Below are 24,936 nucleotides of genomic sequence, written 5' to 3'. Positions count from 1 at the left end.
AACCAAGCGCGACCAACGAGCGCGAAACCGAGTAAGAACATGAGTGTTGAAACAAGTGCGCAGTGCTTCGCATTGCTGGACGACGCCAGCCCGGACGGCATGGCCACGGCGCGCTCGCGCCTGTACACCAGCCATGCCGTCACCTTGCGCTGCCACGACCTCGCCGGCTGGCACCGCATCCTCGAGCAGATGGAGACCGCGCTGGGCAACGGCCAGCACGCGGTGACGCTGTGCGCCTACGAACTGGGCGCGCATATCGCCGGCATGGCCGCCGCGCAGGCGGACCAGGCGGACCAGGCGGACCAGGCGGACCAGCCATTGGCGCAGATCCTGATCTTCAACCGTTGCGACCTGCTGTCGCAGGCCGAAGTGGCGGCCTGGCTGGCGGCGTGTTCGGAAGCGGATGAAACCCCGGCCGGCATTGCGGACATCCACGCCAATGTGGACCAGGCGCAGTTCACCGCCGCCATCGACCGCATCCGCGACTATATCGCCGCCGGCGACACCTACCAGGTGAACTACACCTACCGCCTGCGCTTCGACGCCTTCGGCTCCATCTTCGGCCTGTACGAGCGCCTGCGCGCGCGCCAGCCAGTGCCTTACGGCGCGCTGGTGGCGCTGGACGACGGCACGGCGGTGCTGTCGCTGTCGCCGGAACTGTTCGTGCGCCACGCGCACGGCGAGCTCACTGCGCGGCCGATGAAAGGCACGGCGCCCGCAGCGGCCGGCAATGACGATGAGGAGAACGTGAAGCGCGCCGCAGCGCTGGCGGCGGACACCAAGAACCGCGCCGAGAACCTGATGATCGTGGACCTGCTGCGCAACGACATCGGCCGCATCGCGCAAACCGGCACGGTGGAAGTGCCGGCGCTGTTTGAAGTGCGGCGCTACAGCAGCGTGCTGCAAATGACGTCCACCGTGCGCGCCAGGCTGCGCGACGACGTGGACATGGCCGCCATCTTCAGCGCGCTCTATCCCTGCGGCTCCATCACCGGCGCGCCCAAGCGGCGCACCATGGAAATCATCGCGGAGCTGGAGCCGGCGCCGCGCGGCCTGTACACCGGCGCCATCGGCTGGTTCCAGCCTTCGGACCACGGCGTGGGCGAGTTCTGCATGTCGGTGCCGATCCGCACGCTGGCGCTACAAGCGCCGCTTGATGGCACACCAGGCGGCGTACGGCGCGGCGAGATGGGCGTGGGCGCGGGCATCGTCTACGACAGCGAAGCGGCTGACGAATTCGCCGAGTGCCAGCTCAAGGCGCGCTTCCTCACCGGCCTGTCCAACGACTTCGAACTGTTCGAAACCATGTACGCCACGCGCGAGCACGGTGTGCGCAACCTGGAGCGGCATTTGCAGCGCCTGTCCGCGTCCGCGCGCTATTTCGGCTTCGCCTACAACGACAGCGCGGCGCGCGCCTATGTGGCGATGGCCTGCAATATGATGGCGCCCGCCACGCCCACGCGCCTGCGCCTGGCGCTGAACCAGGCCGGCGCCTTCGCCGTGCAGCAAGGCGTGCTGGCGCCGCTGGCCGAACCGGTGCGCGTGCTGCTGTCCGGCGACGCCATCGACAGCGGCGAGCTGTTCCTGCGCCACAAGACCAATCTGCGCGCCCGCTACGACGCCGCATGGCGCGCGGCCGAGGCGCAGGGCGCGTTCGACATGCTGTTCTTCAACCAGCGCGGCGAGCTGGCTGAAGGCGGCCGCAGCAGCGTGTTCGTCAAGCTGGAGGGCCGCTGGTACACGCCGCCGCTGGCCAGCGGCCTGCTGCCCGGCGTGATGCGCGCCGCCATGCTGGACGACCCGGCATGGAACGCGGAAGAGCGCGTGATCACGCGCGAGATGCTGGCGCAGGCGGAGGACATCGTGGTCTGCAACGCCTTGCGCGGCGCCCTGCGCGCCGTGCTGTAAGCATTCCACGTTTCGCCGCAGCTCGAAGCGAGGCTGCGGCCGTCGCCGTACAGTGAGCGCCATCGATCACCGCACGGGGCCAACATGGAACTGATACGCTACCTGGAAGACACTTACCTCACCGAAGCGCAACTGCTGTCCTCGAGCGGCTTGCGCGCCGCCGAGCTGGCGGACCTGCAGGCGCGCCGGCTGATGCCGCAGCCTTCCTACGCACTGCGGCTGGACATCGCCTGCGATTCCTATTTCGGCGCGCATGCGGAACAAACGAGCGTGCGCTACTACGCGCACGGCACCACACAATGGGCGGCTACTGTGCGAACGCTGGCGCACGAGGAAGATGGGTTCAACATGTTCGCCGGACGCTACCTGGCGCGGCTGGAAGCGCTGGGCGGTGCTGCGCACAAGCCGGACCTGCGCGAAGAGTGGCGGCACTTCCTGGGCGGCACTTACGGCCTGTGCACGCGCTCGGGACTGCCGGAGGACATCGCGGCCAAGGAACTGGCCGCCGCCACCATCCGCAGCCTGTCGACGCACGGCGTGGCGGAACTGGATGGCGCGCAGCGCGAGCGCCTGCTGGCGGCGATCGATTTGCTGGACCTGGCCAGCTCGCAGTTCGCGCCGCATGAGCGCACCCGCAGTTCGCGCCACAGCCTGATCGATGCGCTGCGCGCGCAGCTTGCCGTGTCTACAGGTCAATGATCATTTCAAAGCCGCCCCAGAACATGCGCTTGCCGTCAAACGGCATGCTTTCCGGCTTCATCCACTCGGCCAGGCGCGGGTCCTTCATCACCTTCTCGTTGACTTCATCGCGCTTGGCGCGCGACTCGTAAACGATCCACGAGAACACCACGGTCTCGCCCTCCTCCAGCTTCACGGCTTGCGGGAACGAGGTGTGCTCGCCCGGCTTCACATCGTCGCCGACGCACTCGCGGTACTCCAGCGCGCCATACTCGCGCCAGATAGCGCCGCAGGTATTGGACATCTTTTTGTACGCATCCAGGTTCTTCATGGGAACCGGCAATACAAATCCATCGACATAAGGCATGGCTGTCTCCTTCACGGTTGGTGAGCTTCCCAGATTAGGCCAAGCCCACCCGCAACACAAGCCGCGCACGATACGTGCAGGCACGGCTAAGGCGTGGCGGCGAAGCGGCGGCGGTAGGCGCCGGGGCTGGTGGCGGCGAGGCGGCGGAAATGGTGGCGCAGCGATTCTTCGGAGCCGAAGCCGGCACGCTCGGCCACCTGCGCGAGCGGGACGTCGGCCGCTTCCAGCAAGTCCTTGGCGATGGCGATGCGTTCGCGCGTGAGCCATTCGACCGGCCCCATGCCGGTGGCGTCCTGGAACTGGCGCTGCAGGGTGCGTGCACTCATGGCGGCGCGTTCGGCCATCGATTTCACGGTGTGCGGCTGCGCGGGGTTGGCGCGCAGCCAGTCCATCAGGCGCGACAGGCGGCCCTGCTCGTCGTGCGCCATGGGGCGCGGCAAGAACTGGGCCTGGCCGCCCTCACGGTGCGGCGCCACTACCAGCCGCTGCGCCACCAGGTTGCCGACGCGCGCGCCGTGGTCGCGCCGCACCAGGTGCAGCAGCATGTCGATGCCGGCTGCGGAGCCGGCCGAGGTGATGACCTGGCCCTGGTCCACGTACAGGTCGTCCGGCTGCACGACCACGCGGGGGTGGCGGCGTGCCAGCCGCTCCGTGTAGCGCCAGTGGGTGGTCGCGCGCAGGCCGTCCAGCACGCCGGCGGCGGCCAGCACGAACACGCCGGAGCAGATCGAGCACAAGCGGGCGCCGCGCGCGTGGGCGGCGCGGATGGCGTCCAGCAGCGCGGGCGGCGGCGGCTCGTCGGCGTCGCGCCAGCCGGGGATGACGATGGTGTCGGCCAGCGCCAGCAGTTCGGCTCGTAGGGCGCCTGCACGGTGATGCCGCCCGCCGCGCGGATCGGGCCGGGCTCGACGGCGCACACCTTGAAGTCGTACCAGTCCACGCCCAGCTCGGGGCGCTCCAGCGCGAACAGTTCGACCACGCAGCCGAATTCGAAGGTGCACAGCCGGTCATAGGCCAGCGCGACGACAAGATGTTTGTTCATGGCGCAATCTTACCGGATATTGGCATATGCGCCACTGCCGCATGTGGCGGCCGGCTTCGATAATGGCATCACCGCAACCAAACAGGAGAACCGCCATGTCGCTCGTCACCGAAACCGCCGCCGCCCCCAGCCAGCTCGCCCTGGCGCACTTCGAAGCCGCGTTCGCGTTCGAAACCGACTGCTGGGACGTGCACCACGCGCTCAGCACCGGCCAGCAGGATTTCGTGCTGCTCGACGTGCGCGGCACGGAAAAGTACGCGGCAGGCCACGTGCCGGGCGCGGTGGATTTGGCGCACCGCAAGATCATCGGCTCGAAGATGGCGGCCTACCCCGAGGGCACGCTGTTCGTGGTCTACTGCGCCGGCCCGCACTGCAACGGCGCCGCCCGCGCCGCCGTGCGCCTCGCCAAGCTTGGCCTGCCCGTCAAGCTCATGACCGGCGGCATCACCGGCTGGCTGGACGAAGGCTTCGAACTTGCCACCGCTGCCCTTGCCGCGGCATAAAGCCCCGCTCAGAGCCACTCGAGCAGCCGCGTAGCCGCTTGCGGGGAGTCGAGCAGTTCCATGTGGTTGACGCCGTATACGGTCGCCTGGCGTTCGGCGGGGATGGCGAGGGTGCGTTGCGGGTCGGGGTGCTGGCCCAGCGCGCTGGCAAGGGGGACGAGGCCGTCACCTGCGAGGCGGCCGCTCAGTTGGCCGGGGTCTTTGCCTATGGTGGCCGCCAGCGCGTAGCAGGCCACGCTGGCGGGCAGCGGGACAGGGGCTGGCGGGGCGCTGCGGTGGGAGAAGCGGTCTCGGCCGACCCAGTCGTCGTCGAGCAGGCTGCCATGGCGCAAGTCGGTAATGCCAGGGCTGCGCAGCTTGGCCAGGCGGGTGAAGGGGGCCGTGTAGGGGGTCAGGTCCGTCAGCAGATGCACCCAGTTGCCGCCGCGCTCCAGCGGCGCGCCATGGTGCGGCGATCCGAGGAAGACCAGCTTGCGCAGCTTCGACAGCCAGCGGTGCCCGGCTTGCGCGCCGTAGTGGCAGGCGCTGCGCGCGACCAGGCCGCCCATGCTGTGGCCCACGATAACCAGCTCGTCCACCGGCACCGGCCATTGCGCCAGCAGAGCTTCGAGGTGATGGGCGAAATCGTCGCCGTTTTCGGAAATGTGGCGGCCGGTGTTGTAGTGCAGGTAGACCGGCGTGTAGCCGCGTTCGCGCTCCAGCAGCGCGCCGTGGTCGTGGCCGTTGCGCTGCCACTGCAGGTCGTTCATGCAAAGGCCGTGCGCCAGCACGAGGATGCGGCTGCCGGGCGGCGCAGCGGTGGCGGCGGTGGCGGCGGAGGCGGACGCGGCGGCCGACGCGGCGCTGGCGCTGGCGGCAGCGGAGCCGACTGCGGGCATGTTTGCCAGCGGCTGGCCGTGGCGCCGGAATTGCATGCGGATGGCGAGCGGATTGTTGTCGCGCGCGAGCTGGTCGCCCAGCACGCCGTTCAGCGCGGCCAGCACGGCCTCGCGGCCGGCCCAGCCGCTACGCTCGCCCAGCAGGGGCTGCAGGCGCGCCAGTGCGTGCTCCACGCCGCCGCCTGCCAGCCCGGCCACGCCCCGCACGCTGCGGTACACCAGCGAGGTGGCCAACGCCAGCGGACGGCCCACCGGGGCGGGAATGTTGCCCAGGATGGCCATGTGCAGCGCTTGCGCCAAGTCGGCCACGCCGCCGACCGCGCCCGTCGCCAGGCGCGCGGCGCCGATCAGGTCGGCTACACGGGAAGGCGGGGCTGGCTGGCCTGGCTTGGCGACCATGGCGCGGGCCGCTTAGCCGCCCAGCGCTTTTTCCACCGCGCCGACCAGTTGCTTGTCGTCCGGCGTCACCTTGCTCGGGAAACTGTCCACGACCTTGCCATTGCGGTCGATCAGGTATTTATGGAAGTTCCAAGCCGGGGTCTTGCCGGTGGCCTTGATCAGGCTGGCGTAGAAGGGATTGGCGGCCGTTCCCGACACCACCGACTTGGCGAACATGGGGAACTTCACGCCATAGGTGTTGTAGCACAGGTCGGCGATCTCCTTGGCCGAGCCCGGCTCCTGCTTGCCGAAGTCGTTCGACGGGAAGCCCAGCACCACCAGGCCCTTGCCGCTGTACTTGCCGTACAGCGCTTCCAGCCCTTCGTACTGCTTGGTGTAGCCGCAGTAGCTGGCCGTGTTCACCACCAGGATCACCTTGCCGGCGTACTGGCACAAGTCCTGCGGCGCCTCGTCCTGCAGGCGGTTGAACGACTGTTTCAGGATGGCCGGGCAGGCGGCCGGCGCGACTGCGGCGGGTGCGGCGGCAGGGCCGGCCGATTGCGCATGGGCCGGCATGGCAGCCAGCGCGGCCAGCGAGGACACGAAAGCGAGGGAGAGGATTTTTTTGGACATGATGGGCGCGCAATCAGAGTAAAAAATCCATTCTATGCCAAACACCTGACTGCCGCACTTAAGTGCCGCACATTTGACGCAGATTAAACTCCGCCCCCCGCCCGGCCAGCACAATGGCTGTTTTCCTCAGCAACCGAGAGGCCTTATGCGTCACCCCCGCTCCCGCCGCCTGCTGCATGTGATCATCCTGCTGACGCTGGTCTGCATCGCACTGCTGCTGCTGCCCCTGCGCGCGCAACTGCCCGGCCTGCCCGCGATGAAGGCGGCCGACGTGTCCGTGTCCGGCCTGTCCTCCGGCGGCTACATGGCCGTGCAGTACAGCGTGGCCTATTCCGCCGGCCTGAAGGGCGCCGGCATCGTGGCCGGCGGCCCCTACAGCTGTTCCCACGGCAGCGTGGACACCGCCACCTCCGTCTGCAGCTGTACCGGCCTCGGCCTGTGCCGCGTGCGGCCCGGCGGCACCGACGTGGCGGGGCTGGCCGCGCTCACCGAGCAGTACGCCGCCAGCGGCAGCATCGACCCGGTGGCCAACCTGGCCAGCCAGCGCATCTGGATGTTTTCCGGCACCGAGGACACCGTGGTGCCGCAAGCCGTGATGAACGACCTGCACAGCTACTACCGCCGCTATATCGACAGCGCCAACATCAGCTACCGCAAGGACGTTGCCGCCCAGCACGCCATGCCCACCGACAGCTTCGGCAACGCCTGTTCCAAGCTCGGTTCGCCCTACATCAACAACTGCGGCGTCGACGCGGCCGGGCTGCTACTGCAATGGATCTACCCCGGCCTGGCGCCGCGCAGCACCAGCGCCCCGGCCGGCCGCCTGCTGGAATTCGACCAAGCCCAGTACCTGGCCGATCCCACCACGCACGGCATGGCCGCCAGCGGTTTCCTCTACATTCCGCCGGCCTGCGATGTCAGCGGCGGCAGCGGTGGCCAGGGCTGCAAGCTGCATGTGGCCTTCCACGGCTGCAAGCAGGATGCGCGCAGCATCGGCGACCAATTCATCCTCAACACCGGCTACCTGCCCTGGGCCGACAGCAACCGCATCCTGCTGCTGTTTCCGCAGGCGGCGCCGGTCTTTCCGCTGGCCAATCCGAACGCCTGCTGGGACTGGTTCAACTACGACGACGCCAATTTCGCCCGCAAGAACGGCCGCCAGATGGCCGCCGTCAAAGCCATGGTGGACCGCCTGACCGGCGCCACTGGCACGCCGCCCCCGCCGCCGCCGGACGGCGTGGCCTGCTTCACCGCCAGCAACCCGGACCATGTGCGCGCCGGCCGCGCCTACGAGCGCTTCTTTTTCGCGTATGCGCAGGGATCGGGCCAAAGCATGGGCCTGAACAGCCTGTTCATCCGCACCACGCTGCGGCGCACCGCGCCCGGCCATTTCGTTGTAGGCACCTGTCCATAGGAGGTCGTCATGTTTCCCCTGTTCTGGAATTGGTCACCGCAATATTTCCTGCCGTGGAGCGGCAGCGTCAAGCAGGACATCGAGCTGGACCGCTTTTTCAACGCCATCCCGCCATCGGCCGGCGACGGCCGGATCGAGGAAGCGGCGTTCAAGCGCGCCTCCTACGGCAGCCAGCTGGGCTGGCTCACCGAAGTGCTGCTGGAAACGATGAAGGATGTGCCGGCGGACGAGAAAAGCGCGCTGGGCAAGCTGCGCCTGGCCAACGCCGACATCCAGCGCCTGAAGCTGGCGCGGCGCGGCCCGGCGCCGGTGGAACTGAGCGGCGAACAAATCGCCGATTACCTGCACACGCTGCGCACGCAGGACAGGGCGCACTTCGACACGCTAAGCCGGCAGCTGCTGCTCCTGCTGCAGCCGCCGGCGCCGGGCGCTTAAATGCCGCCCAGGCAGATGTACTTGATGACGAGGTAGTCTTCCATGCCGTAAATCGACCCTTCGCGGCCCAGGCCGGACTGCTTGACGCCGCCGAAGGGGGCGATTTCATTGGAGATCAAGCCCGTGTTCACGCCCACCATGCCGGATTCCAGGCCTTCCGCCACGCGCCAGATGCGGCCGATGTCGCGCGAATAGAAGTAGCTGGCCAGGCCGAACTCGGTGCTGTTGGCCAGCGCCACGGCTTCGTCGTCGGTATGGAAGCGGAACAGCGGCGCCAGCGGGCCGAAGGTTTCCTCTTCGGACACGCGCATGGCCGGCGTCACGTCGGCGATCACGGTCGGCTCGAAGAAGCTGTGGCCCAGCGCATGGCGCTTGCCGCCCAGCAGCAGCCGGCCGCCCTTGGCCAGCGCGTCCGCCACGTGCTCCTCCACCTTCTGCACGGCCTTGCCGTCGATCAGCGGCCCCTGCGTCACGCCCGGTTCGGTGCCGTTGCCCACTTTCAGCTTCGACACAGCCGCCACGAACTTCTCGGCAAAGGCCTCGTACACGCCGTCCTGCACGTAGATGCGGTTGGCGCACACGCAGGTCTGGCCCGCATTGCGGTACTTGGACGCGATGGCGCCCTCCACGGCCGCGTCCAGGTCGGCGTCGTCGAACACGATGAAGGGCGCGTTGCCGCCCAGCTCCAGCGACAGCTTCTTGATGGTGGGCGCGCACTGCTCCATCAACAGGCGGCCCACGCCGGTGGAGCCGGTGAAGGTCAGCTTGCGCACGATGGGGTTGCTGGTCATTTCGCCGCCGATTTCCCTCGGCGAACCGGTCACCACGCTGAACACGCCAGCCGGCACGCCGGCGCGCTCGGCCAGCACGGCCAGCGCCAGCGCCGAGAACGGCGTCGCTTCGGCCGGCTTCAGCACCATGGGGCAGCCGGCCGCCAGCGCCGGGCCGGCCTTGCGGGTTATCATTGCTGTCGGGAAATTCCACGGCGTGATGGCGGCGCACACGCCGATCGGCTCCTTGGTCACGATCAGGCGCCGGTCCGGCCATGGCGAAGCCAGCGTGTCACCAGCGACGCGCTTGCCCTCTTCCGCGAACCATTCGATGAAGGAAGCGCCAAAGATCACCTCGCCCTTGGACTCGGCCAGCGGCTTGCCCTGCTCGGTGGTCATCAGCAGCGCCAGATCGTCCACGTTTTCCACGATCAGGTCGGCCCACTTGCGCAGCACGGCGGCGCGCTCCTTGGCGGTCTTCTTGCGCCAGGCGGGCCAGGCTGCGTTGGCGGCCTCGATGGCGCGGCGCGTTTCAGCGGCGCCGCAATCGGGCATGGTGCCGATCTGCTCGCCCGTTGCGGGGTTGAACACGGCATGGGTCTTGCCGCTGTCCGCATCGGTCCACTCGCCGTTGATATAGGCTTGCTGGCGCAGCAGGGTAGGATCTTTCAATTGCATAGCGGGTCTCCGTGCATAGTGAATATCATTGACTACTATGCCACATCGCCCGCACGCGTGCAGGAGGCGCCCGATTATTTGAATTTGAGCTTGAGCAGCTCGGGATCGGGCTTGGGCCAGCTCAGTCTCAGCTCTTCCAGCGTTTCCAGCAGCAGCGAGGCGATGGCCAGGTTGCGGTGCGCCTTGGAGTCGGCCGGCACCACGTACCAGGGCGCGTGGTCGGCGTCGGTCTCGCGCAGGGCTTCCCCGTAGGCGCGCTGGAAGGCGGGCCATTTCTTGCGCTGCTCGAAGTCGGCCGGGTCCAGCTTCCACTGCTTCTCCGGGTCGTCCAGGCGGTCCTGCAGGCGTTCGCGCTGCTCGTCCTTGGAAATGTGCAGGAAGACCTTGATGATGGTGGTGCCGCTCTCGGCCAGCATGCGTTCGAAGTCGCGGATATGGGCGTAGCGGCGCTTGCATTCCCTGGCGTCTATCATGCCCAGCACGCGGGTGATCAGCACGTCCTCATAGTGGCTGCGGTTGAACACCACCAGCTCTCCTTTGGCGGGCGTCTGCCGGTGCACGCGCCACAGGAAGTCGTGGGCCAGTTCGATTTCAGTGGGCGCCTTGAACGACACCGCGCGCAGGCCGACCGGATTGATGGCGTTGAACAGGCTGCGGATGGCGCCGTCCTTGCCGGAGGTGTCCATGCCCTGCAACACCAGCAGCACCCTGTGCTTGCCCTGCGCGTGCAGCATGGGCTGCAGCGCGGCCACGCGTTCGAGCAGGCGCTGCGCGGCTTCCTTGTCGTCCGACTTGGCGCCATTGCCGAGGGGTTTGCGCGCCGCGTCGGCGTCGCGCAGCCTGGCGTCGGGGGAAAAGCGGAACAGGGAACGTGCTTTCATGGCATGGGCTTTCACGGCGTGGCCTCACGATGCAAAAGCCCTCAGCCTAGCAGATCGGCGCTCAGGAACGCGCCGGATAGCGCGTGGCGGCCACCTCGCGCAGCGTGGCCAGCATGGCCTCGGCGCCCGGCGACAGCTGGTGCTGGCGGCGCGTGACGATGCCGTACAAGTCCATGCGCAGGCCCAGGTCGTAGGGCAGCACCACCAGCTGGCCGGCGTCCAGGTAGGGCCGCACCAGCTCCTCCGGCAGGGCCGCCACCATGCGGCTGCCACTGAGCAGGTTGGTCACCACCGGCAGCGCCAGCGTCTCCACGGTTTCCGACGGCGGCTCGAGGCCTTGCGACAGGAACAGCGCGGTGAGGCGGTCGCGCAGGATGCTGCCGGCAGGCGGCAGTACCCAGCCTTCGCGCGACAAGTCGGCCAGCTGCAGGTCGGCGCGGCCGGCCAGCGGGTGGCCGGCGCCGGCGATCACGCTGTGCGGTTCGTCCGTCAGCGGTTCGAAATGCAGTTCGGCCGTGAGCGCCGTGTCCAAAATGCGGCCGATCACCAGATCCAGTTCGCCCGCGCGCAGGCGTTCGGCCAGCACCTTGCTGGTATCGACGGTGATAGCCACCTGCAGGCGCGCATTGCGGCTCTTGATCAATTTCACGGCGTCCGTCACCAGCCCTGCCGACGGCGTCAGCACGGTGCCCAGCGCCACGCGGCCGCTCAGGCCGGACAGCAGTTCCATCACTTCCTGGTGCGCCGCGTCCATCTCCGCCAGGGCCGCGCTGGCGCGCCGTATCATCACTTCGCCGTACCAGGTCGGCACCACGCCGCGCGGCAGGCGCTCGAACAGCTGCACGTTCAGGGCGTGTTCAAGCTCGCCCAGCAGCTTGGAAGCGGCGGGTTGCGTCAGGTTGGCGGCTTGTGCGGCGTGCAGGATGGAGCCGTGCCGCCCCAGTTCTACCAGCAGAACCAGGTGGCGCGTCTTCAGGTGTGAACGGACAAATCGGTCGGATCGTGGGTCGGGCATGCAGGCCTATGGCGGCAAAAAGTCGTCATTCATGATAGAGCTGAGACCTGCCACCGTCAATCAGGATGTCCGCCGCGTTGATAAATCGTGCTTCGTCGCTGGCCAGGAACAGCGCCGTATAGGCCACTTCGCGCGGCTCGCCGATGCGGCGCGGCGGCAGCAGCGCCGCCTGGCGGGCGCGTTCGGCTTCCGGGTCCGGGCAAGCGTCCAGCCAGGCCTGCACGTTCTCGGTCATGATCAAGCCGGGGGAAATCGAGTTCACGCGGATGCCGCGCGCCGCGTATTCGATGCCCAGCGAGCGGGTCAGGCCGATCAGCGCATGCTTGGCCACCGGGTAGGGGAAGGAACCGGGAATGATCTTGTGGCCGTGCACGGAGGCGATGTTGACCACGCTGCCCGCCCCCTGCGCCAGCATGTGCGGCAGCGCCGCGCGCGTGACGTTCCAGGCGCCTTCCAGGTCCACCGCGAAGCAGCGCTGCCACTGGTCGTCCGTCATTTCCAGCGGATCGGTGAACATATTCATGCCGGCGTTGTTCACGACAATGTCGATGCGGCCGAAACGCTCCACCGCCTGCCGGGCCAGCGCCTGCATGGCAGCCTTGTCAGAGACGTCGCCCTGCACGAACAGCGTGCGCGCCGGGTCCAGCTGAGCGCGCATGGCGGCGGCGGCTTCGTCGTCGCGGTGGCTGTTCAGCACCATCAGCGCGCCCTCCTCCGCGAACAGGCGCGCCACCGCCGCGCCTATGCCCAGCGTGGAGCCGGTGACGATGGCGACTTTGTCCTGCAGACGGGCTGTCATGGCTGCGGCTTAGTCGCGGTGGCCGCCGGCGCCGCGCGTCTTGAGCTGGTCCAGCAGTACGGCGGCCAGCAGGATCAGGCCGCGCACCAGGTACTGGTAGAAGGCGTCCACGTTCATCAGGTTCATCACGTTTTCCACGGTGCCCATGATCAGCACGCCCACCAGCACGCCGATGATGCGCGCCTTGCCGCCTTGCAGCGACACGCCGCCCAGCACGCAGGCCGAGATCACGTCCAGCTCAAAGCCCTGCGCCGCATTCGGCTGGCCGCTGGTGATGCGCGATGCCAGGATCAGGCCCGCCATCGCGGTGACCAGGCCTTGCAGCAGGAAGATCCACACGCGCAGCTGCTCCACTTTCACGCCGGCCAGGCGGGCCGCTTCCGGATTGCCGCCCACGGCCAGCGTATTGCGGCCGAAGACAGTGTGATTCAGCAGCACGCCGAAGATCACGAAGCAGGCCGCCACCACCAGCACCGGCAGCGGCAGGCCGAACACGCGCGCGTCGCCGAAGCTGATGAAGGCGTCGTTGGCGATGCCCACCGCCTGGCCCTGCGAGGCGATGAAGGCCAGGCCGCGCACCATCAGCATGGTGGCCAGCGTGGCGATCAGCGCGTTGATGCGCAGGTAGGCGATCAGCACGCCGTTGCCGGCGCCGATCAGGGCGCCCGCCAGCAGGCCGCCGCCGACGGCGATGACCACGCTGCCTGTGCGTTCCAGCAGCATGGCGCCCAGCACGCCGGAGAAAGCGATGGTGGAACCGACCGACAGGTCGAAGTCGCGCGAGGCCAGGCACAGCATCATGGTGCAAGCCACCATGCCAATCTGCGCCACCGACAGCATCAGGCCGACCACGTTCCCGGCCGAGAAGAAGTTTTCAACCGTCAGCGACAGCACGGTGAACAGGGCGATGTACAGCAACGGCATGCTGTAGTCGGCCAGCCAGGCGTGCTTGCGGTGGCTGGCTGCGGGCGCCGGTGCTGCTGCGGCGGCGGGCGTGGACGATGGGGCGGACGACGGGGCGGCTGCGGACGCTGCTGCGTCCGGCGCGGCGGATGGGGTGGAACTGAGGCTGTTCATTGCAAACTCCGGGATGGGGTGTTGTCGGTCGTAGTGGCGGGCGCCGCGGCGGCGCCGTCCGGCAGCGCCAGGCGCAGCACGGCGGTTTCGCTGGCTTCGGCGCGGGACAGTTCGCCGCTGATGCGGCCTTCGCGCATCACCAGCACGCGGTCGGCCACGCCCAGCACCTCCGGCAAGTCGCTGGAGATGACGATGACGCAGCAGCCGCGCTCGGCCACTTCATGGATGATGCGGTAGATCTCGTTGCGCGCGCCGACGTCGATGCCGCGCGTGGGCTCGTCCAGGATCAGCACTTTCAGCTCGGGCTCCGCAAGCCAGCGCGCCAGGATGACCTTCTGCTGGTTGCCGCCGGAGAGCAGGCGGATTTCCTGCTCGCGGCTCGGGGTCTTGATGCGCAGGCGGCGGATGAAATCGTCGGCGCGCGCCGCTTCCTCCTTGTGGCGCAGGAACAGCCCGCCCAGCAGGCTGTTGCGGCGGCAGCTGATGTTGATGTTCTCGGCCACCGAGGCGCGCGCCAGGATGCCCTGCTCCTTGCGGTCCTCCGGGCACAGCACGATGCCGGCCGCGATGGCGGCGGAAGGCCCGCTGGCCGAAACAACTTTCCCGTCCAGCAGCACCTGGCCGGCGCTGCGGCGGTCGGCGCCGTACAGGAGGCGCATCAACTCGCTGCGGCCGGCGCCCACCAGGCCGAAGAAGCCCAGCACTTCGCCGCCGCGCACGCTGAAGTCGGCCGGGCCAGCCAGCGCCGCGCCGTCCAGGCCGCGCACCGACAGGCGTTCGCCGGTGGCCGGGCGGGTGCGGTAGTCGTAGATGTCGTTCACCTGGCGGCCCACCATATCGGCGATCAGGCGCTCGCGCGGCACGTCTTCCATTACCGGATGGGTGACGATCTTGCGGCCGTCGCGGAAGATGGTGCAGGTATCGCACAGCGCGTACAGTTCCTCCAGGCGGTGCGAGATGTAGATGATGGTGCGGCCGTCCGCGCGCAGCTCGCGCACCAGGCGGAACAGCACTTCGCTTTCGCGGTGCGACAGGCTGCTGGTCGGCTCGTCGAAGGCAATCACCTGCGCGTCCTGCATCAGGGCCTTGCAGATTTCCACCATCTGGCGCTGCGCGATGGACAGGTCGGCCAGGCGCGCAGCCGGATCGAGGTCCACGCCCAGTTCGGCCAGGCGGCGCGTCACCAGCTGCTGCGCCGCCTTGTGGTCCACGAAGCCGAAGCGGGTCGGCAGGCGGCCCAGCAGCACGTTCTCGGCCACCGTCAGCTCGGGCACGTACTGCAGCTCCTGGTGGATCACGGCCACGCCGGCGGCGATGGCGTCCGCCGCCGACGTGAAGTGGCGCTCCTTGCCGGCCACCATCAGGCGGCCGCCGTCCGGCTTGTACTGGCCGCCGAGGATTTTCAGCAGCGTGGACTTGCCGGCGCCGTTCTCGCCCAGCAGGCCGTGCACCGTGCCGGCGTGCGCTTCGAAGCTCACGCCGTTGAGCGCTTTCACGCCGGGGAAGACTTTGCTGACGTCTTCGAATTGCAGGTACGCAGACACGTTAGCCTCCGGCTTTCACCAGCTCGGCCTGATTCTTGCGCGTCATCAGGTTGCCGCTGGTGAGGGTGACGGCGGGCGGCGCCTGGTTGGCGGTGATCCACTGGTGCATCAGCAGCGAGGTTTCGTAGCCGTGGCGCTTGGGGCTGATCTGCACGGTGCCGTAGAAGCCGGTGGCGGCAGGCTTGGCGAATTCGTTCAGCGCGGTCTTGCTGCCGCCGATGCCGATGCCGATCATGGAGTCGGCGCGCAGGCCGCGTCCCTCGGCGGCGCGCACCGCGCCCAGCACCGCCTCGTCGTTCAGGCCGAAGGCCACCCAGCGCTTGAAGCGGGCCTGCTTGGTGAGCGCGATATTGGCGGCGTTGAAGGCGCTTTCGGTATCGGTGCGCGACTGCGGCGCATCGACAATGTTCGCGGCCGGGAAGCCCGCTTCCTTGAGCGCGTCCACCGCGCCCTGGGTGCGCTCCTTGGCGGTTGGCAGCTGGTCGTAGGCGATACGCAGCGCGCCCACTTCCTCCGGCTTCCAGCCGCGCGCCTTCATTTCCTCGGCCAGGCCTTTACCCACCTGGCGGCCGATCTCGTAGCCGGAAATGCCCATGTGCGGAATGCTGGCGATGGGCTTGCCGGCGCCGTCCACCAGGCGGTCGTCCACCGACATCACTTTCAGGTTCTGGCGCTTGGCCTGGCGTTCCACGGCCGCGCCCAGTTTCACGTCCGGCGCGCAGATGACGAAGCCCTGCGCCTTCTGCGCGGCCAGGTTGTCGATCGCGGCCATCATTTTCTCGCCGTTCGGCACGCCGATTTTCACCAGCGTGAAGCCCTTCTCCTTGGCGGCCTGCTCGGCGAAGCGCCATTCGTCCTGGAACCACGGTTCCTCGGCCTGCTTGACCAGGAAGCCGATCTTGACCGGGTCGGCCGCGTGGGCCATGAAGGCGGCGGTGGCCAGGGTGGCCGTCAGCGCTGCGGCGAGTAATTTGATTTTCATGCGTGTCTCCAGTGAGTTGTGTTCTTTATGTTCTTTTGTCGTCAAACAAGGCGTCGGGCAGGCCGCATGCGCCCCCGCCATCCATCAAATGCATGCCGCCGGTGGCGCCCACCAGCAGCTGCTTCAATTCGGGTCCGCCGAATGCCGGACGGACGGGATGCAGCGCAGGCGCGGGCGTGCTGCGCAATGCGCTACCGTCCGGCGCGTACTGCACCAGGCGGCCGGCGCTGCCGCTGCTGCCGCCGCTGCTGCCATGGCCGCCGGTTTGCGCGCTCCACACGCAGCCGGCGCTATCGACCACGGCGCCGCGCGGCTGGCCATCCGCCAGCTCGGCGAACGGGCGCACATTGGCCACGCGCGCAGCGGCGGCGTCGTAGTCGCACTGGTGGATGCGGCGGCTGGCCGCGTCGTTGAAATACATGGTGCGCCCGTCCGGGCTGAAACAGATGCCGTGTGCGGCGGAGACGGTTGGCAGCGCCAGGCGGCGCAGGCCGTGTTGGAGGGAATACTGGTAAAAACTGCCGATGGCGATGCCGCCCTGGGCGTTGCTGGCCGCGGTGCCGAATACGAAATTGCCGGCCCGGTCGGTGCTGCCGTCGCTGATGGCGGTGCGCGGCTCGGCCGGGTCCACCGCCACGGCAGGGTGCGGCGGACGCCGTCCCAGGCCTTCCAGCGGCGGCGCGGCCAGGTCGGCGAAGCACAGCCACTTGGCTTGCGCCAGCAGCACCCGGCCGGAGCGGCAGAATGCAAAGGCCGTGACCGAATCCGGCATCCGGCTGCGCAGCGGAACAGTGCCCGCTACGGGAGCGCCGGCGTCGCGGCCGGGCGCCCACAAGTACAGGGCGGCGCCCTCCGGGTCGGTCCACCACCAGCGGTCCGCGTGCCAGCGCAAGCCGGCCACGTGGGCGTCAGGCGCGACGGCCTTCGCCACGCCGGCCGCTGCGTCCTGGCGCGCCGCGCCGTCCATCAGCCACGCCATGCGCGGACAAAGGCGCGGGCACGCTCGCCGACTTCGTCCACGCTCAGGCCGGGCTGGTACAGCGCGCCGCCCAGGCCAAAGCCCGCCACGCCGGCCGCGCGGTAGGCCGCCATGCCTTCCGGCGTAATGCCGCCCACCGGCAGCAGGCGCAGCGCGGGCGGCAGCACGGCGCGCATGGCGCGCACCAGCGTCGGCGTAATCAGCTCGGCCGGGAACAGCTTGACCGCGTCCGCGCCCGCATGCACAGCGGCGAACGCTTCGGTCGGGGTGGCCGCGCCGGGCACGCAGTACATGCCGGCCGCCTTGGCGGCGCGGATGACTTCCGTGTCCGCGTGCGGCATCACGATCAGCTTGCCGCCGGCGCTTTTCACGTCCTGCACCGCCTGCACGCTCAGCACCGTGCCGGCGCCCAGCAGCGCGTCGGCCGGCAGGCTGCGCGACAGCAGCGCGATGGATTCGAGCGGCTGCGGCGAATTGAGCGGCACTTCGATCATGCGGAAACCCGCGTCATACAAAACGGCGCCCACGGCTTCGGCTTCCTGCGGGCGCAGGCCGCGCAGGATGGCAACCAGGGGGAGCGCTTCGAAAGCGCTGTCGAACAAAGATGGGGTCATGCTGCATTCTCCTTAGCCACCACACCGGCGGCTTGCGCCAGGCATAGCAGTCCCGCAGGCGCGGTGTTGTCCAATACCAGCGCCTGCACGCCGCTGTAGCGCCGAAGCGCCAGCTGGTAGCGCGCGCACAGCGCCGGGCTGCCGACCAGCGCCAGCGGCGCGTGGTCCAGGTTTGCGTCCGCACGCCATTCGAGGCCGGCGCGCAGTTCGTGGCCGATCAACAGGCCGGATAGATAGTCAGCCAGCGCGCCAGCAGGCATGCGGCCGGTGACGCCCAGGCTGCGGGCGGAGAAAATCTGGTGGCTCATGCCGAGGTGGCCGGCGTCGCGCGCCATTTCCACACCTTCGCAGAAGGCTGCTTCGTCGGAGCCGCTGCCGTCTTTCGCGTCCTGCATCAGGCGCCCCAGCACCGAATGCTGGCGCAGCACGGCGTACAGCTCGCCCGTCATGTGGGTGGCGAAGCGCTCCACGCGGCCGCCGCGCACCTGCGCCCATTTCGAGTGCGTGCCGGGCAGCACGATGCAAGCCTGTTCGCGCAATTCCGGGCGCAGCTGCAGCGCGCCGACGATCTGGGTTTCCTCGCCGCGCATCAGGTCCGGCGGCAAGCCGCCTTCGTCCTTCAGCAGGCCGGGAATGATGCGGGCCTTGCCGTCCGGCGTGCTGCGCATGCCGGCTGCCAGCGCGTGCGCGTCAGCCGGGCAGGCGGCGTAGGGCACGTCCACCCAGCCGTACTGACTGCCGACCATGCCGCAGGCCAGCACCGGCAGTTCCGGCCGGGCGCGCATCCAGTCGCCAGCCGCTTCGTCCAGCACTGCCGCATACGCATCCGCACCGGACACGGTGGACGCGCCCTGCGCCGTGGCGCGCTCCACCAGCGCCAGCCCGTCGGCGCCGACCAGGAAGGCGCGCAAGCCGGTGCTGCCCCAGTCGATGCCGATCAGGCGCGCTGCCGCCAGCGCGGCGGCATTGTCGGCGGTGCTTACCATTCCGCCACGCTCCCGTCGAAGTGGCGCCACAGCGGATTGGCCCAGTCAGGAGCGTTCTTGCTGGCTTCGATCACGCGCTCCTCGTCCACTTCCACGCCCAGGCCCGGCTTCGGCAGCGGCTTGATGTAGCCGTTTTCGAGGTGGAAGTCTTCCTTGTTGGTGACGTAGTCCAGCACTTCGCCGCCCTTGTTGTAGTGGATGCCCATGCTCTGCTCCTGCAGCACGGCGTTGTGCGACACGAAGTCCACTTGCAGGCAGGCCGCCAGCGCCACCGGGCCGAGCGGGCAGTGCGGCGCCAGCGCGATGTCGTAGGCTTCGGCCATGGCGGCGATCTTCACGCACTCGGTGATGCCGCCGGCGTGCGACAGGTCCGGCTGCACGATGGACAGGCCGCCGGCATGGAACACGTTCTTGAACTCGAAGCGCGAGTACATGCGCTCGCCGGCCGCCAGCGGAATCGAGGTCGATTCGGCCAGGCGCGGATAGTACTCGGCCTGCTCGGCCAGCACCGGCTCTTCCACGAACAGCGGACGGTAAGGCTCCAGCGCGCGCAGCAGCACCTTGGCCATCGGCGCGGCCACGCGGCCGTGGAAGTCGATGCCGAACTCGATCTCGTTGCCGAAGGCGCTGCGGATCTCGGCGATGCGGCCCACTGCCGCGTCCACGGCGGCGGCGCTGTCGATGATGCCGAATTCCTCGGTGCCATTCATCTTGAAAGTGTCGAAGCCGGCTTCGCGCAGCTTGCGGATGCCTTCGATCACGTCGGACGGGCGGTCGCCGCCCACCCAGCTATAGGTCTTCATGCGGTCGCGCACCAGGCCGCCCAGCAGTTCGTACACGGGCACGCCCAGGGCCTTGCCCTTGATGTCCCACAGCGCCTGGTCAATGCCGGCCATGGCGCTCATCAGGATGGCCCCGCCGCGGTAGAAACCGCCGCGGTACATGACCTGCCACAGGTCGTTGATGCGGCGCGGGTCCTGCCCGATCAGGTATTGCGCGTATTCCTGCACCGCCGTTTCAACGGTGCGCGCCTTGCCTTCGATGACAGGTTCGCCCCAGCCGACGATGCCCTCATCGGTTTCGATCTTGAGCAGCATCCAGCGCGGTGGAATACGGTAGGTAGTCAGCTTGGTAATTTTCATGGCAGTCAAAGGTGATGGTTTGATGCCAGTCTAGCGCGGCTACCTAATGCGGAAATATGCTATGTTTGCGCGAACCTATGCCGATTTGGCATATCTGGCCATCCACCGTAGGGCGGGTTAGCGCCAAGCGCGTAACCCGCCGCCAGCGTCAGAACTTATAGGTCAGGCCCAGGTTATAGCGCCTGCCGAATTCCGTCACCTCCTGCTGGTAAGGATTGTTGGCGCTGGTATAAACCACCTTCTGGTTAGTCAGGTTCTCGATGCCGAAGCGCAGTTGCAGCTGCGGCGTGAGCTGTTTGGCCAGGTTCATGGACACAAAGGTTTCATCCCCGTTCTCGATCAGCTGTCCCGCGCTCCAGGTCGGGTTGCGGACAAACGCGCTGTGATAATTGGCCGACAGGCGCGCCTCGTAGCCGCCGCGCTCGTACCACAGTGTCGCGCCGCCGTTATGCCGCATCAGCCCCTCGATCGGGAAAGGATGGCCAGCCGGGAAGTTCTCCTTGATGTCGCTGCTGGTGTAAGAGTAATTGCTCGAGATGCCGAAACCGTTGGCGAAGGACTGCTGGTAGATCAGCTCCAGGCCACGCACATTGCCGCCCTCCCCGTTCACCGAACGCGTGATGACGGCGCTGCGGCCATTGATGGTGGTGGTGTCGCCGGTGATGCCGATGTAGCGGCTGATCTTCTTGTAGAACAGGCCTGCGGACAGCAGCGAACCCTTGTCGAAGTACCACTGGTAGGCCAGGTCGGCCTGGTTGGCCATCATCGGCTTCAGGCCGGGATTGCCGGCGCTGCCGGTGAGCGGCTGGGCAGGATTCGAGTCCACGTTCAGGTTGCGCGAGCCGCGCATCTCATCCAGCGGCGCGCGCGACATGGCGCGGGCCAGGCTGAAGCGCACCTGGCGCTCCTGCTTCTCGTCCAGGTTGAAGACCAGGTTCAGGCTGGGCAGGAACTCGGTGTAGCTGCTGCTTTCGCTGACGGCGGTCGGCGCGGCGCCGTTCAGCGACTGCATGCCTTCACCGGTCTGGCGCGTGCGCACCACGCGCAGGCCCACGTTGCCGCGGTAGTTCTCGCCTTCCAGCTCGGCCTGGCCGTACAGCGAGGTGCTGCGCTCGGTGACCTTCCAGCCGGACAGCAGGTCATTCTGCGTCTGCGGGCGGCCGGCCGGATCGAAGGCGCTGGCGCCGAACACCTTGCTGGTGGTGCCCAGGAAGTCCTTCAGCGCGATGTAGGGCGCAAAGCCATTCACCACCACGCGCTCGTAGTCCGCATCGGCGATGGTGGCGCCGCCCGTGGGCGACAGGTTCCAGGTGGTCTGGCCATAGCTCTTTTCGCGGTCCGTGGCGCGCGCGCCGAACTTGACGCGCTTGAGCGGCCCGGCTTCCACGTCGCGCGAGGCGTTCAGGTGCAGCGCGGTGAGCTTGTCGTTCAGGTGGCCGTCGGTATCGACGTACAGTGTGGCGGGGCCGAAGGCGGCCGGGTTGCCGGTGTCCTGGCCGAAGGAATAGTCCTGGCGCTCGTTGCCGGTGAAGGCCCAGCTGACGGTGCCCGTGCCCTTGCTCACCTGGCGCAGGTCACGCCATTGGCTGTCGCGGCCGGAGCGCGAGCTGGACAGGTCGCCCTCCAGCTTCCAGGCGCCGGCGTTGAATTTGCCGTTCAGGCCCAGGGCCAGCGTGTCCATGTCCTGCGTCCACAGGGTGTCGTTGGTGGTCAGGCCCACGTCCTTCACGCTGGCGCCGACCACGTAGCCGTCGCGGATATCCACGTTGCTGTAGTTGGCCTTCTGCCAGCCGTCCCAGTTGCCCACGTCGCCGCTCCAGTGCGACAGGCCCGGTTCACGGATCTTCGCCTGCGAATAGTAGGCGTCGGCGGTAATGAAGGCGTCCGGGCTGGCCTTGAATTCCACCTTGCCCAGCACGCTGGAGCGCTTGTCGTTGCCGCGCTTGATGCCGTCTTCGAAGCCCCATGGGGACTTGTCCACTTTGCCGTCGCCATTCAGGTCGCCGGAATGGTCTTCATTGAAGCCCCAGTGCTTGATGTTCTTCTGCACCGAAGGCTGGTCCTGGTAGCTGAAGGCCAGCGCCACGCCCAGCGTGCGGTCGTTGAACTGGTCGATATACACGCCGCCCACGCGCGGCGCGGTCTTGTCCGCACCCGGAACATCCGTGGCAATCGGATAGTACAGCGCGTCGGCGCGCAGCGTGGCCTGGCGGCCGTTGTACTTCAGCGGCTGCACGGTCTGCAGGTCGATGGTGGTGGCTACGCCGCCCTCCACCAGTTCGGCGGACTGCGTCTTGTAGACAGTGGCGCCGCTCAGCGACTCGGACGGGAACTGCTCGAAGCGCACCGCGCGCGCCGGTTCGGACGAGGCCAGTTCACGGCCGTTCAGCGTGGCGCCGATGAAGCGCGGGCCAAGGCCGCGCGCCACGATCTGGCTGGCGTTGCCACGGTCCAGGCCGGAAGACAGGCCGGGCAGGCGCGCCAGCGATTCGGCGATGGTGGTGTCCGGCAGCTTGCCGATGTCCTCGGAGGCGATGACTTCCACCATGCTGTTGGACGCTTCCTTGACAGCCAGCGCGTTGCGCACCGAGCTGCGGATACCGGAAACGGTGACTTGCTGGACCGGTTCAGCCGCTTGCTGCGACTGCGCTCCCGCTTCGGTACAGGCGAGCGGCATCGTGAACAGACTGGCGATCAGCCAGCTGAGCTTCTTTTGTTTCATGTGGATTCTCCGTCTTTGTTTATGTTTTTATGGTTGTATTGCCAGCGTATAGACCGGCGTGACTTTCACGCCGCGCAGGGCCGCTACCTGCTGTTTGCCGCCGAAATCCGGCCGGCCTTCCTTGGGAAGATAGATGGGCGCATCGGCGCGCAACGGCAGCACGGACAAGGTCAGCGGACCTGTGCCGGCGTGCGCCGTTGCGTACTGCCAGCCGTAGCCGCTGTAGTACCAGTCGTCCAGCATGCGGGTGCCGTTGAACAGGCGGCCGATGTCGCCCACGAAGTCCAGCTCCACCAGCGCATTCTTCTCGCCCTGCGGTATCTCGATGCGCCACGCTGCGGCGTTGCGGAACGATTCCGGTATCGGCTGGATGGCGGCGCGCGCCAGGCCGCCTACAACGACGGGCGACACGTTCTTCGCTTCGCGCACCGGCGTGATCTTCGCTTCCAGGCGGCGTTCCGGCAGCGTCGCTTCGAAGGACTGGAACGCGCCGTCCGTGCCGGCGGTCAGGGCGACGCCTGCTTTCGGCGCCTTGGGCAGCGCGGGATAGACCGCAAAGCGGAAGGCGGCATTGCCATCCGAACGCAGGCGCAGCGCGCCGCCTTCGAACCACGCCTGCTGCGCGCTCAGCACCAGGCGGCGCTGGCCGGCGAACTGCTCGACCGTCATGCTTTCCGCCTGCTGCGGCGTGAGCACCAGCAGCGTAACGGGCGGCTTTTGCGCGCGCTGTATCGTCACGGCGGCGCCGGTGCCCGGCGTGATGCCCTCGATGACGACGTCGCTGTCCATGCCGCCCTGGCCGCTGCCCGCCGCCAAGACGCGCGCGCCCGGCGCCGACAAGCGGCCGGCGGCACTGCCTTCAAACGCCAGCTCCACCGGCACGCCGGCGCTGGCGGCAAACACATAGGTGATGCCGGCCTTGCCGTTGTCCAGGCGGGCCACCGGCTGCGCCGTCGCATAGGACAGGCGCGTGCCGTCCAGGTCCATATTCACCGGCCAGATGAAGTAGCTGCCGTTGGCCACGTCCACCGGCTGGCGCGGGAAGGTCTTGCTACCGCCGGGCAGCTGCACCGAGAAGCGCAGCTGCTTCTGCGCCGGCATATCGTACTGCCGCACATGGTTGCTGACGAAGAGGAAACCGCTGTCGCCCTTGCTGCGCAATGAGAAACGCGGCGCGGCCAGGTCTTGCGGGCCGCTCGGTGTGACGTCCGGTTTGCGCACCGTCATCGGCGCCAGGCGGTCGCCGAAGTCGCGCATGAACAGGTGGTAGGGACGCAGCTTGGCCAGCACCGGGCGCTGCTGCCCGTCCGGGCCGAGCGGCGCCTGGAAGTCGTAGCTGATCATCGGCGTGTCGTTATAGCCGCCGCTCAGCGAGCTTTCCTCCAGCGAGCTCAGGTCCATGGGATTGCGGCCGCCGTGGAACATGTAGTAGCCGATCAGGTTCACGCCGGAACCCAGCTGCACCGGCAGCATGGACGCGATATCGTCCGCCGACACCACGGTGCGGCGGCGGTACATGAACGGCAGGCCCGCCCCGTATTCGGCGCCGAAGAAGGGCGTGGTTTCCATGTCGGTTTCAGCCGTGCCCTTGCCCTTGCGCGTGGTCTGCGCACCGAGGTCGCCGCTGACGCGGCTGTCGAAGCGGAAGGCGTAAGTCTCTTTGGGCGGCAGCTCCTTGGTGCTGACGGCCCACGGCTCGTCCGGATAGCCGCCGAACACCGGCGTCACTTCGCCGGACGGATACACGGTCTGGTCCCAGCCGGTAACGGTGTACAGCGGCACGTCCACGCCGGCCTTGCGCGCCAGCTCCTTCAGCGCGCTGATATGCGCGGCGCCCTCGCCCGGGCCGTCCAGGTTGTATTCGTTCTCCAGCTGCACGCCGACCACGGGGCCGCCGTCCTTCCACAGCAAACCCTTGATCTGCGCGGCGGTCTGCTGGTACAGGCGCTCGGCGTGGCGCATGTATTGCGGGTCGTTGCTGCGGGTCGGCATGGCGTTCACCACCCAGTCCGGGATGCCGCCGTAGCGCACTTCCGCGTGCACCCACGGCCCCATGCGCACCACCACTTCCAGCCCGGCCTTGGCGGCCAGCTGCACGAAGCGGCGCAGGTCGCGCTGGCCTTTCCAATCGAACTGGCCGTCGCGCTGCTCGTGGTGGCTCCAGATCACGTAGGTGGCCACGATGTCGATGCCGGCGGCCTTCATCTTGCGCAGCTCGGTCTCCCATTCGGCGGCCGGGGTACGGGTGTAGTGGAATTCGCCCATCACCGGCAGCCATGGCTTGCCGTCGCGGGTCAGGTACTGGCTGTTGACGCCCAACTTGACGCCGGATGGCGACACGGAGGTTCCCATCTGGAGCTTGTTTTCAAGGGGAGTTTTGGCGGGGGCGCTGGCGTCGATGCGCAGCAGTGTTTCCGCGTTGGCCATGCCTGCGGCCAGCAAGACGCCTAGCGCGTATGCTCTTTTCATTACATTTCTCCGTAAGTCTAGTTATGTTTATTGCCAGAGAGT

General features: G+C 67.9%; 21 protein-coding genes and 1 pseudogene. 5 read left to right on the top strand and 17 right to left on the bottom strand.

Going from position 1 to position 24,936, the window contains the following annotated elements:
* Positions 1-39 precede the first annotated feature (39 nt).
* A complete protein-coding gene (pabB, locus tag ACFJI2_RS27310; protein ID WP_377702679.1) occupies positions 40-1,908 on the top strand; it encodes an aminodeoxychorismate synthase component I in 1,869 nt (622 codons plus the stop codon).
* A gap of 84 nt (positions 1,909-1,992) precedes the next feature.
* The gene (locus tag ACFJI2_RS27305) at positions 1,993-2,607 is read left to right on the top strand and encodes a DUF6058 family natural product biosynthesis protein (protein ID WP_377702678.1); all 615 of its coding nucleotides are present in this window, start codon (positions 1,993-1,995) and stop codon (positions 2,605-2,607) included.
* On the opposite strand, the gene ACFJI2_RS27300 is transcribed toward ACFJI2_RS27305, so the two are convergent.
* Both ACFJI2_RS27300 and ftrA read right to left on the bottom strand, forming a co-directional pair.
* Positions 2,594-2,953, bottom strand: a complete 360-nt coding sequence (locus ACFJI2_RS27300; RefSeq protein ID WP_377702677.1) for a DUF1428 domain-containing protein — start codon at positions 2,951-2,953, stop codon at positions 2,594-2,596. The two genes, ACFJI2_RS27305 and ACFJI2_RS27300, sit on opposite strands and share 14 nt — an antisense overlap.
* Positions 2,954-3,039: 86 nt before the next feature.
* Positions 3,040-3,995, bottom strand: a pseudogene (ftrA, locus tag ACFJI2_RS27295) (transcriptional regulator FtrA).
* A gap of 95 nt (positions 3,996-4,090) precedes the next feature.
* On the opposite strand from ftrA, the gene ACFJI2_RS27290 reads away from it, so the two are divergent.
* Complete coding sequence (locus ACFJI2_RS27290) at positions 4,091-4,498, top strand: rhodanese-like domain-containing protein (RefSeq protein WP_377702676.1); 408 nt, start codon at positions 4,091-4,093, stop codon at positions 4,496-4,498.
* An 8-nt stretch (positions 4,499-4,506) separates the two neighbouring features.
* Here the strand turns inward: ACFJI2_RS27290 and ACFJI2_RS27285 are convergent, their stop codons facing one another.
* Positions 4,507-5,775 carry an alpha/beta hydrolase gene (locus ACFJI2_RS27285; protein WP_377702675.1) on the bottom strand — a complete coding sequence of 423 codons (1,269 nt, stop codon included), beginning with the start codon at positions 5,773-5,775 and terminating at the stop codon, positions 4,507-4,509.
* A 12-nt stretch (positions 5,776-5,787) separates the two neighbouring features.
* Positions 5,788-6,387, bottom strand: a complete 600-nt coding sequence (locus ACFJI2_RS27280) for a glutathione peroxidase (RefSeq protein WP_377702674.1) — start codon at positions 6,385-6,387, stop codon at positions 5,788-5,790.
* Positions 6,388-6,532: 145 nt separating this feature from the next.
* Between ACFJI2_RS27280 and ACFJI2_RS27275 the strand changes: the two genes are divergently transcribed.
* Both ACFJI2_RS27275 and ACFJI2_RS27270 read left to right on the top strand, forming a co-directional pair.
* Complete coding sequence (locus ACFJI2_RS27275; RefSeq protein WP_377702673.1) at positions 6,533-7,801, top strand: PHA-depolymerase-like protein; 1,269 nt, start codon at positions 6,533-6,535, stop codon at positions 7,799-7,801.
* 9 nt (positions 7,802-7,810) lie between these two features.
* Positions 7,811-8,236 carry a hypothetical protein gene (locus tag ACFJI2_RS27270; RefSeq protein ID WP_377702672.1) on the top strand — a complete coding sequence of 142 codons (426 nt, stop codon included), beginning with the start codon at positions 7,811-7,813 and terminating at the stop codon, positions 8,234-8,236.
* On the opposite strand, the gene gabD is transcribed toward ACFJI2_RS27270, so the two are convergent.
* From gabD to ACFJI2_RS27205, 13 genes are all read right to left on the bottom strand, one after another.
* Positions 8,233-9,684, bottom strand: a complete 1,452-nt coding sequence (gabD, locus tag ACFJI2_RS27265; RefSeq protein WP_377702671.1) for an NADP-dependent succinate-semialdehyde dehydrogenase — start codon at positions 9,682-9,684, stop codon at positions 8,233-8,235. The two genes, ACFJI2_RS27270 and gabD, sit on opposite strands and share 4 nt — an antisense overlap.
* A 74-nt stretch (positions 9,685-9,758) precedes the next feature.
* On the bottom strand, positions 9,759-10,565 hold the full coding sequence (locus ACFJI2_RS27260; RefSeq protein ID WP_377702670.1) for a PPK2 family polyphosphate kinase: 807 nt from the start codon (positions 10,563-10,565) through the stop codon (positions 9,759-9,761).
* 61 nt (positions 10,566-10,626) lie between these two features.
* A complete protein-coding gene (locus ACFJI2_RS27255; protein ID WP_107869642.1) occupies positions 10,627-11,580 on the bottom strand; it encodes a LysR substrate-binding domain-containing protein in 954 nt (317 codons plus the stop codon).
* Between the two features lie 25 nt (positions 11,581-11,605).
* Positions 11,606-12,379 (bottom strand): SDR family oxidoreductase, encoded by a 774-nt coding sequence (locus tag ACFJI2_RS27250; RefSeq protein ID WP_377702669.1) that lies wholly within the window; start codon positions 12,377-12,379, stop codon positions 11,606-11,608.
* A gap of 9 nt (positions 12,380-12,388) precedes the next feature.
* Positions 12,389-13,456 (bottom strand): L-arabinose ABC transporter permease AraH, encoded by a 1,068-nt coding sequence (gene araH, locus ACFJI2_RS27245; RefSeq protein WP_377702668.1) that lies wholly within the window; start codon positions 13,454-13,456, stop codon positions 12,389-12,391.
* Complete coding sequence (gene araG / locus ACFJI2_RS27240) at positions 13,453-15,000, bottom strand: L-arabinose ABC transporter ATP-binding protein AraG (RefSeq protein WP_377702667.1); 1,548 nt, start codon at positions 14,998-15,000, stop codon at positions 13,453-13,455. Before araG ends, araH begins: the two co-directional genes overlap by 4 nt.
* A 1-nt stretch (position 15,001) precedes the next feature.
* The gene (locus ACFJI2_RS27235; RefSeq protein ID WP_107869638.1) at positions 15,002-15,982 is read right to left on the bottom strand and encodes an arabinose ABC transporter substrate-binding protein; all 981 of its coding nucleotides are present in this window, start codon (positions 15,980-15,982) and stop codon (positions 15,002-15,004) included.
* 25 nt (positions 15,983-16,007) lie between these two features.
* Positions 16,008-16,961, bottom strand: coding sequence for an SMP-30/gluconolactonase/LRE family protein (locus ACFJI2_RS27230; protein ID WP_377702666.1), 954 nt, complete (start codon positions 16,959-16,961; stop codon positions 16,008-16,010).
* Positions 16,949-17,575 (bottom strand): 2-dehydro-3-deoxy-6-phosphogalactonate aldolase, encoded by a 627-nt coding sequence (locus ACFJI2_RS27225; protein WP_377702665.1) that lies wholly within the window; start codon positions 17,573-17,575, stop codon positions 16,949-16,951. Before ACFJI2_RS27225 ends, ACFJI2_RS27230 begins: the two co-directional genes overlap by 13 nt.
* The gene (locus tag ACFJI2_RS27220) at positions 17,572-18,561 is read right to left on the bottom strand and encodes a 2-dehydro-3-deoxygalactonokinase (protein WP_377702664.1); all 990 of its coding nucleotides are present in this window, start codon (positions 18,559-18,561) and stop codon (positions 17,572-17,574) included. The genes ACFJI2_RS27225 and ACFJI2_RS27220 overlap by 4 nt, the downstream gene beginning before the upstream one ends.
* On the bottom strand, positions 18,555-19,703 hold the full coding sequence (gene dgoD, locus ACFJI2_RS27215) for a galactonate dehydratase (RefSeq protein WP_107869634.1): 1,149 nt from the start codon (positions 19,701-19,703) through the stop codon (positions 18,555-18,557). The genes ACFJI2_RS27220 and dgoD overlap by 7 nt, the downstream gene beginning before the upstream one ends.
* A gap of 148 nt (positions 19,704-19,851) precedes the next feature.
* On the bottom strand, positions 19,852-22,425 hold the full coding sequence (locus ACFJI2_RS27210; protein ID WP_377702663.1) for a TonB-dependent receptor: 2,574 nt from the start codon (positions 22,423-22,425) through the stop codon (positions 19,852-19,854).
* Between the two features lie 27 nt (positions 22,426-22,452).
* Positions 22,453-24,894: a beta-galactosidase gene (locus ACFJI2_RS27205; RefSeq protein WP_377702662.1), complete on the bottom strand. Its 2,442-nt coding sequence runs from the start codon at positions 24,892-24,894 to the stop codon at positions 22,453-22,455.
* Positions 24,895-24,936 lie beyond the last annotated feature (42 nt).

The organism is Pseudoduganella sp. UC29_71 (assembly GCF_042693265.1).
GTDB lineage: Bacteria > Pseudomonadota > Gammaproteobacteria > Burkholderiales > Burkholderiaceae_D > Rugamonas.
The sequence above is the reverse complement of the archived record's forward strand: the minus strand, read 5'-3'. Positions and strand labels throughout refer to the sequence as shown.

Excerpts from the sequence above, each read along its gene's own strand:
- ACFJI2_RS27270 (WP_377702672.1), top strand. The coding sequence starts at position 7,811 with ATGTTTCCCCTGTTCTGGAATTGGTCACCGCAATATTTCCTGCCGTGG.
- ACFJI2_RS27230 (WP_377702666.1), bottom strand. The coding sequence starts at position 16,961 with ATGGCGTGGCTGATGGACGGCGCGGCGCGCCAGGACGCAGCGGCCGGC.
- ACFJI2_RS27255 (WP_107869642.1), bottom strand. The coding sequence starts at position 11,580 with ATGCCCGACCCACGATCCGACCGATTTGTCCGTTCACACCTGAAGACG.
- gabD (WP_377702671.1), bottom strand. The coding sequence starts at position 9,684 with ATGCAATTGAAAGATCCTACCCTGCTGCGCCAGCAAGCCTATATCAAC.
- ACFJI2_RS27220 (WP_377702664.1), bottom strand. The coding sequence starts at position 18,561 with ATGGTAAGCACCGCCGACAATGCCGCCGCGCTGGCGGCAGCGCGCCTG.
- ACFJI2_RS27285 (WP_377702675.1), bottom strand. The coding sequence starts at position 5,775 with ATGGTCGCCAAGCCAGGCCAGCCAGCCCCGCCTTCCCGTGTAGCCGAC.
- pabB (WP_377702679.1), top strand. The coding sequence starts at position 40 with ATGAGTGTTGAAACAAGTGCGCAGTGCTTCGCATTGCTGGACGACGCC.
- dgoD (WP_107869634.1), bottom strand. The coding sequence starts at position 19,703 with ATGAAAATTACCAAGCTGACTACCTACCGTATTCCACCGCGCTGGATG.
- ACFJI2_RS27290 (WP_377702676.1), top strand. The coding sequence starts at position 4,091 with ATGTCGCTCGTCACCGAAACCGCCGCCGCCCCCAGCCAGCTCGCCCTG.
- araH (WP_377702668.1), bottom strand. The coding sequence starts at position 13,456 with ATGAACAGCCTCAGTTCCACCCCATCCGCCGCGCCGGACGCAGCAGCG.
- ACFJI2_RS27250 (WP_377702669.1), bottom strand. The coding sequence starts at position 12,379 with ATGACAGCCCGTCTGCAGGACAAAGTCGCCATCGTCACCGGCTCCACG.
- ACFJI2_RS27275 (WP_377702673.1), top strand. The coding sequence starts at position 6,533 with ATGCGTCACCCCCGCTCCCGCCGCCTGCTGCATGTGATCATCCTGCTG.
- ACFJI2_RS27225 (WP_377702665.1), bottom strand. The coding sequence starts at position 17,575 with ATGACCCCATCTTTGTTCGACAGCGCTTTCGAAGCGCTCCCCCTGGTT.
- ACFJI2_RS27205 (WP_377702662.1), bottom strand. The coding sequence starts at position 24,894 with ATGAAAAGAGCATACGCGCTAGGCGTCTTGCTGGCCGCAGGCATGGCC.
- ACFJI2_RS27300 (WP_377702677.1), bottom strand. The coding sequence starts at position 2,953 with ATGCCTTATGTCGATGGATTTGTATTGCCGGTTCCCATGAAGAACCTG.
- ACFJI2_RS27260 (WP_377702670.1), bottom strand. The coding sequence starts at position 10,565 with ATGAAAGCACGTTCCCTGTTCCGCTTTTCCCCCGACGCCAGGCTGCGC.
- ACFJI2_RS27305 (WP_377702678.1), top strand. The coding sequence starts at position 1,993 with ATGGAACTGATACGCTACCTGGAAGACACTTACCTCACCGAAGCGCAA.
- ACFJI2_RS27210 (WP_377702663.1), bottom strand. The coding sequence starts at position 22,425 with ATGAAACAAAAGAAGCTCAGCTGGCTGATCGCCAGTCTGTTCACGATG.
- ACFJI2_RS27280 (WP_377702674.1), bottom strand. The coding sequence starts at position 6,387 with ATGTCCAAAAAAATCCTCTCCCTCGCTTTCGTGTCCTCGCTGGCCGCG.
- ACFJI2_RS27235 (WP_107869638.1), bottom strand. The coding sequence starts at position 15,982 with ATGAAAATCAAATTACTCGCCGCAGCGCTGACGGCCACCCTGGCCACC.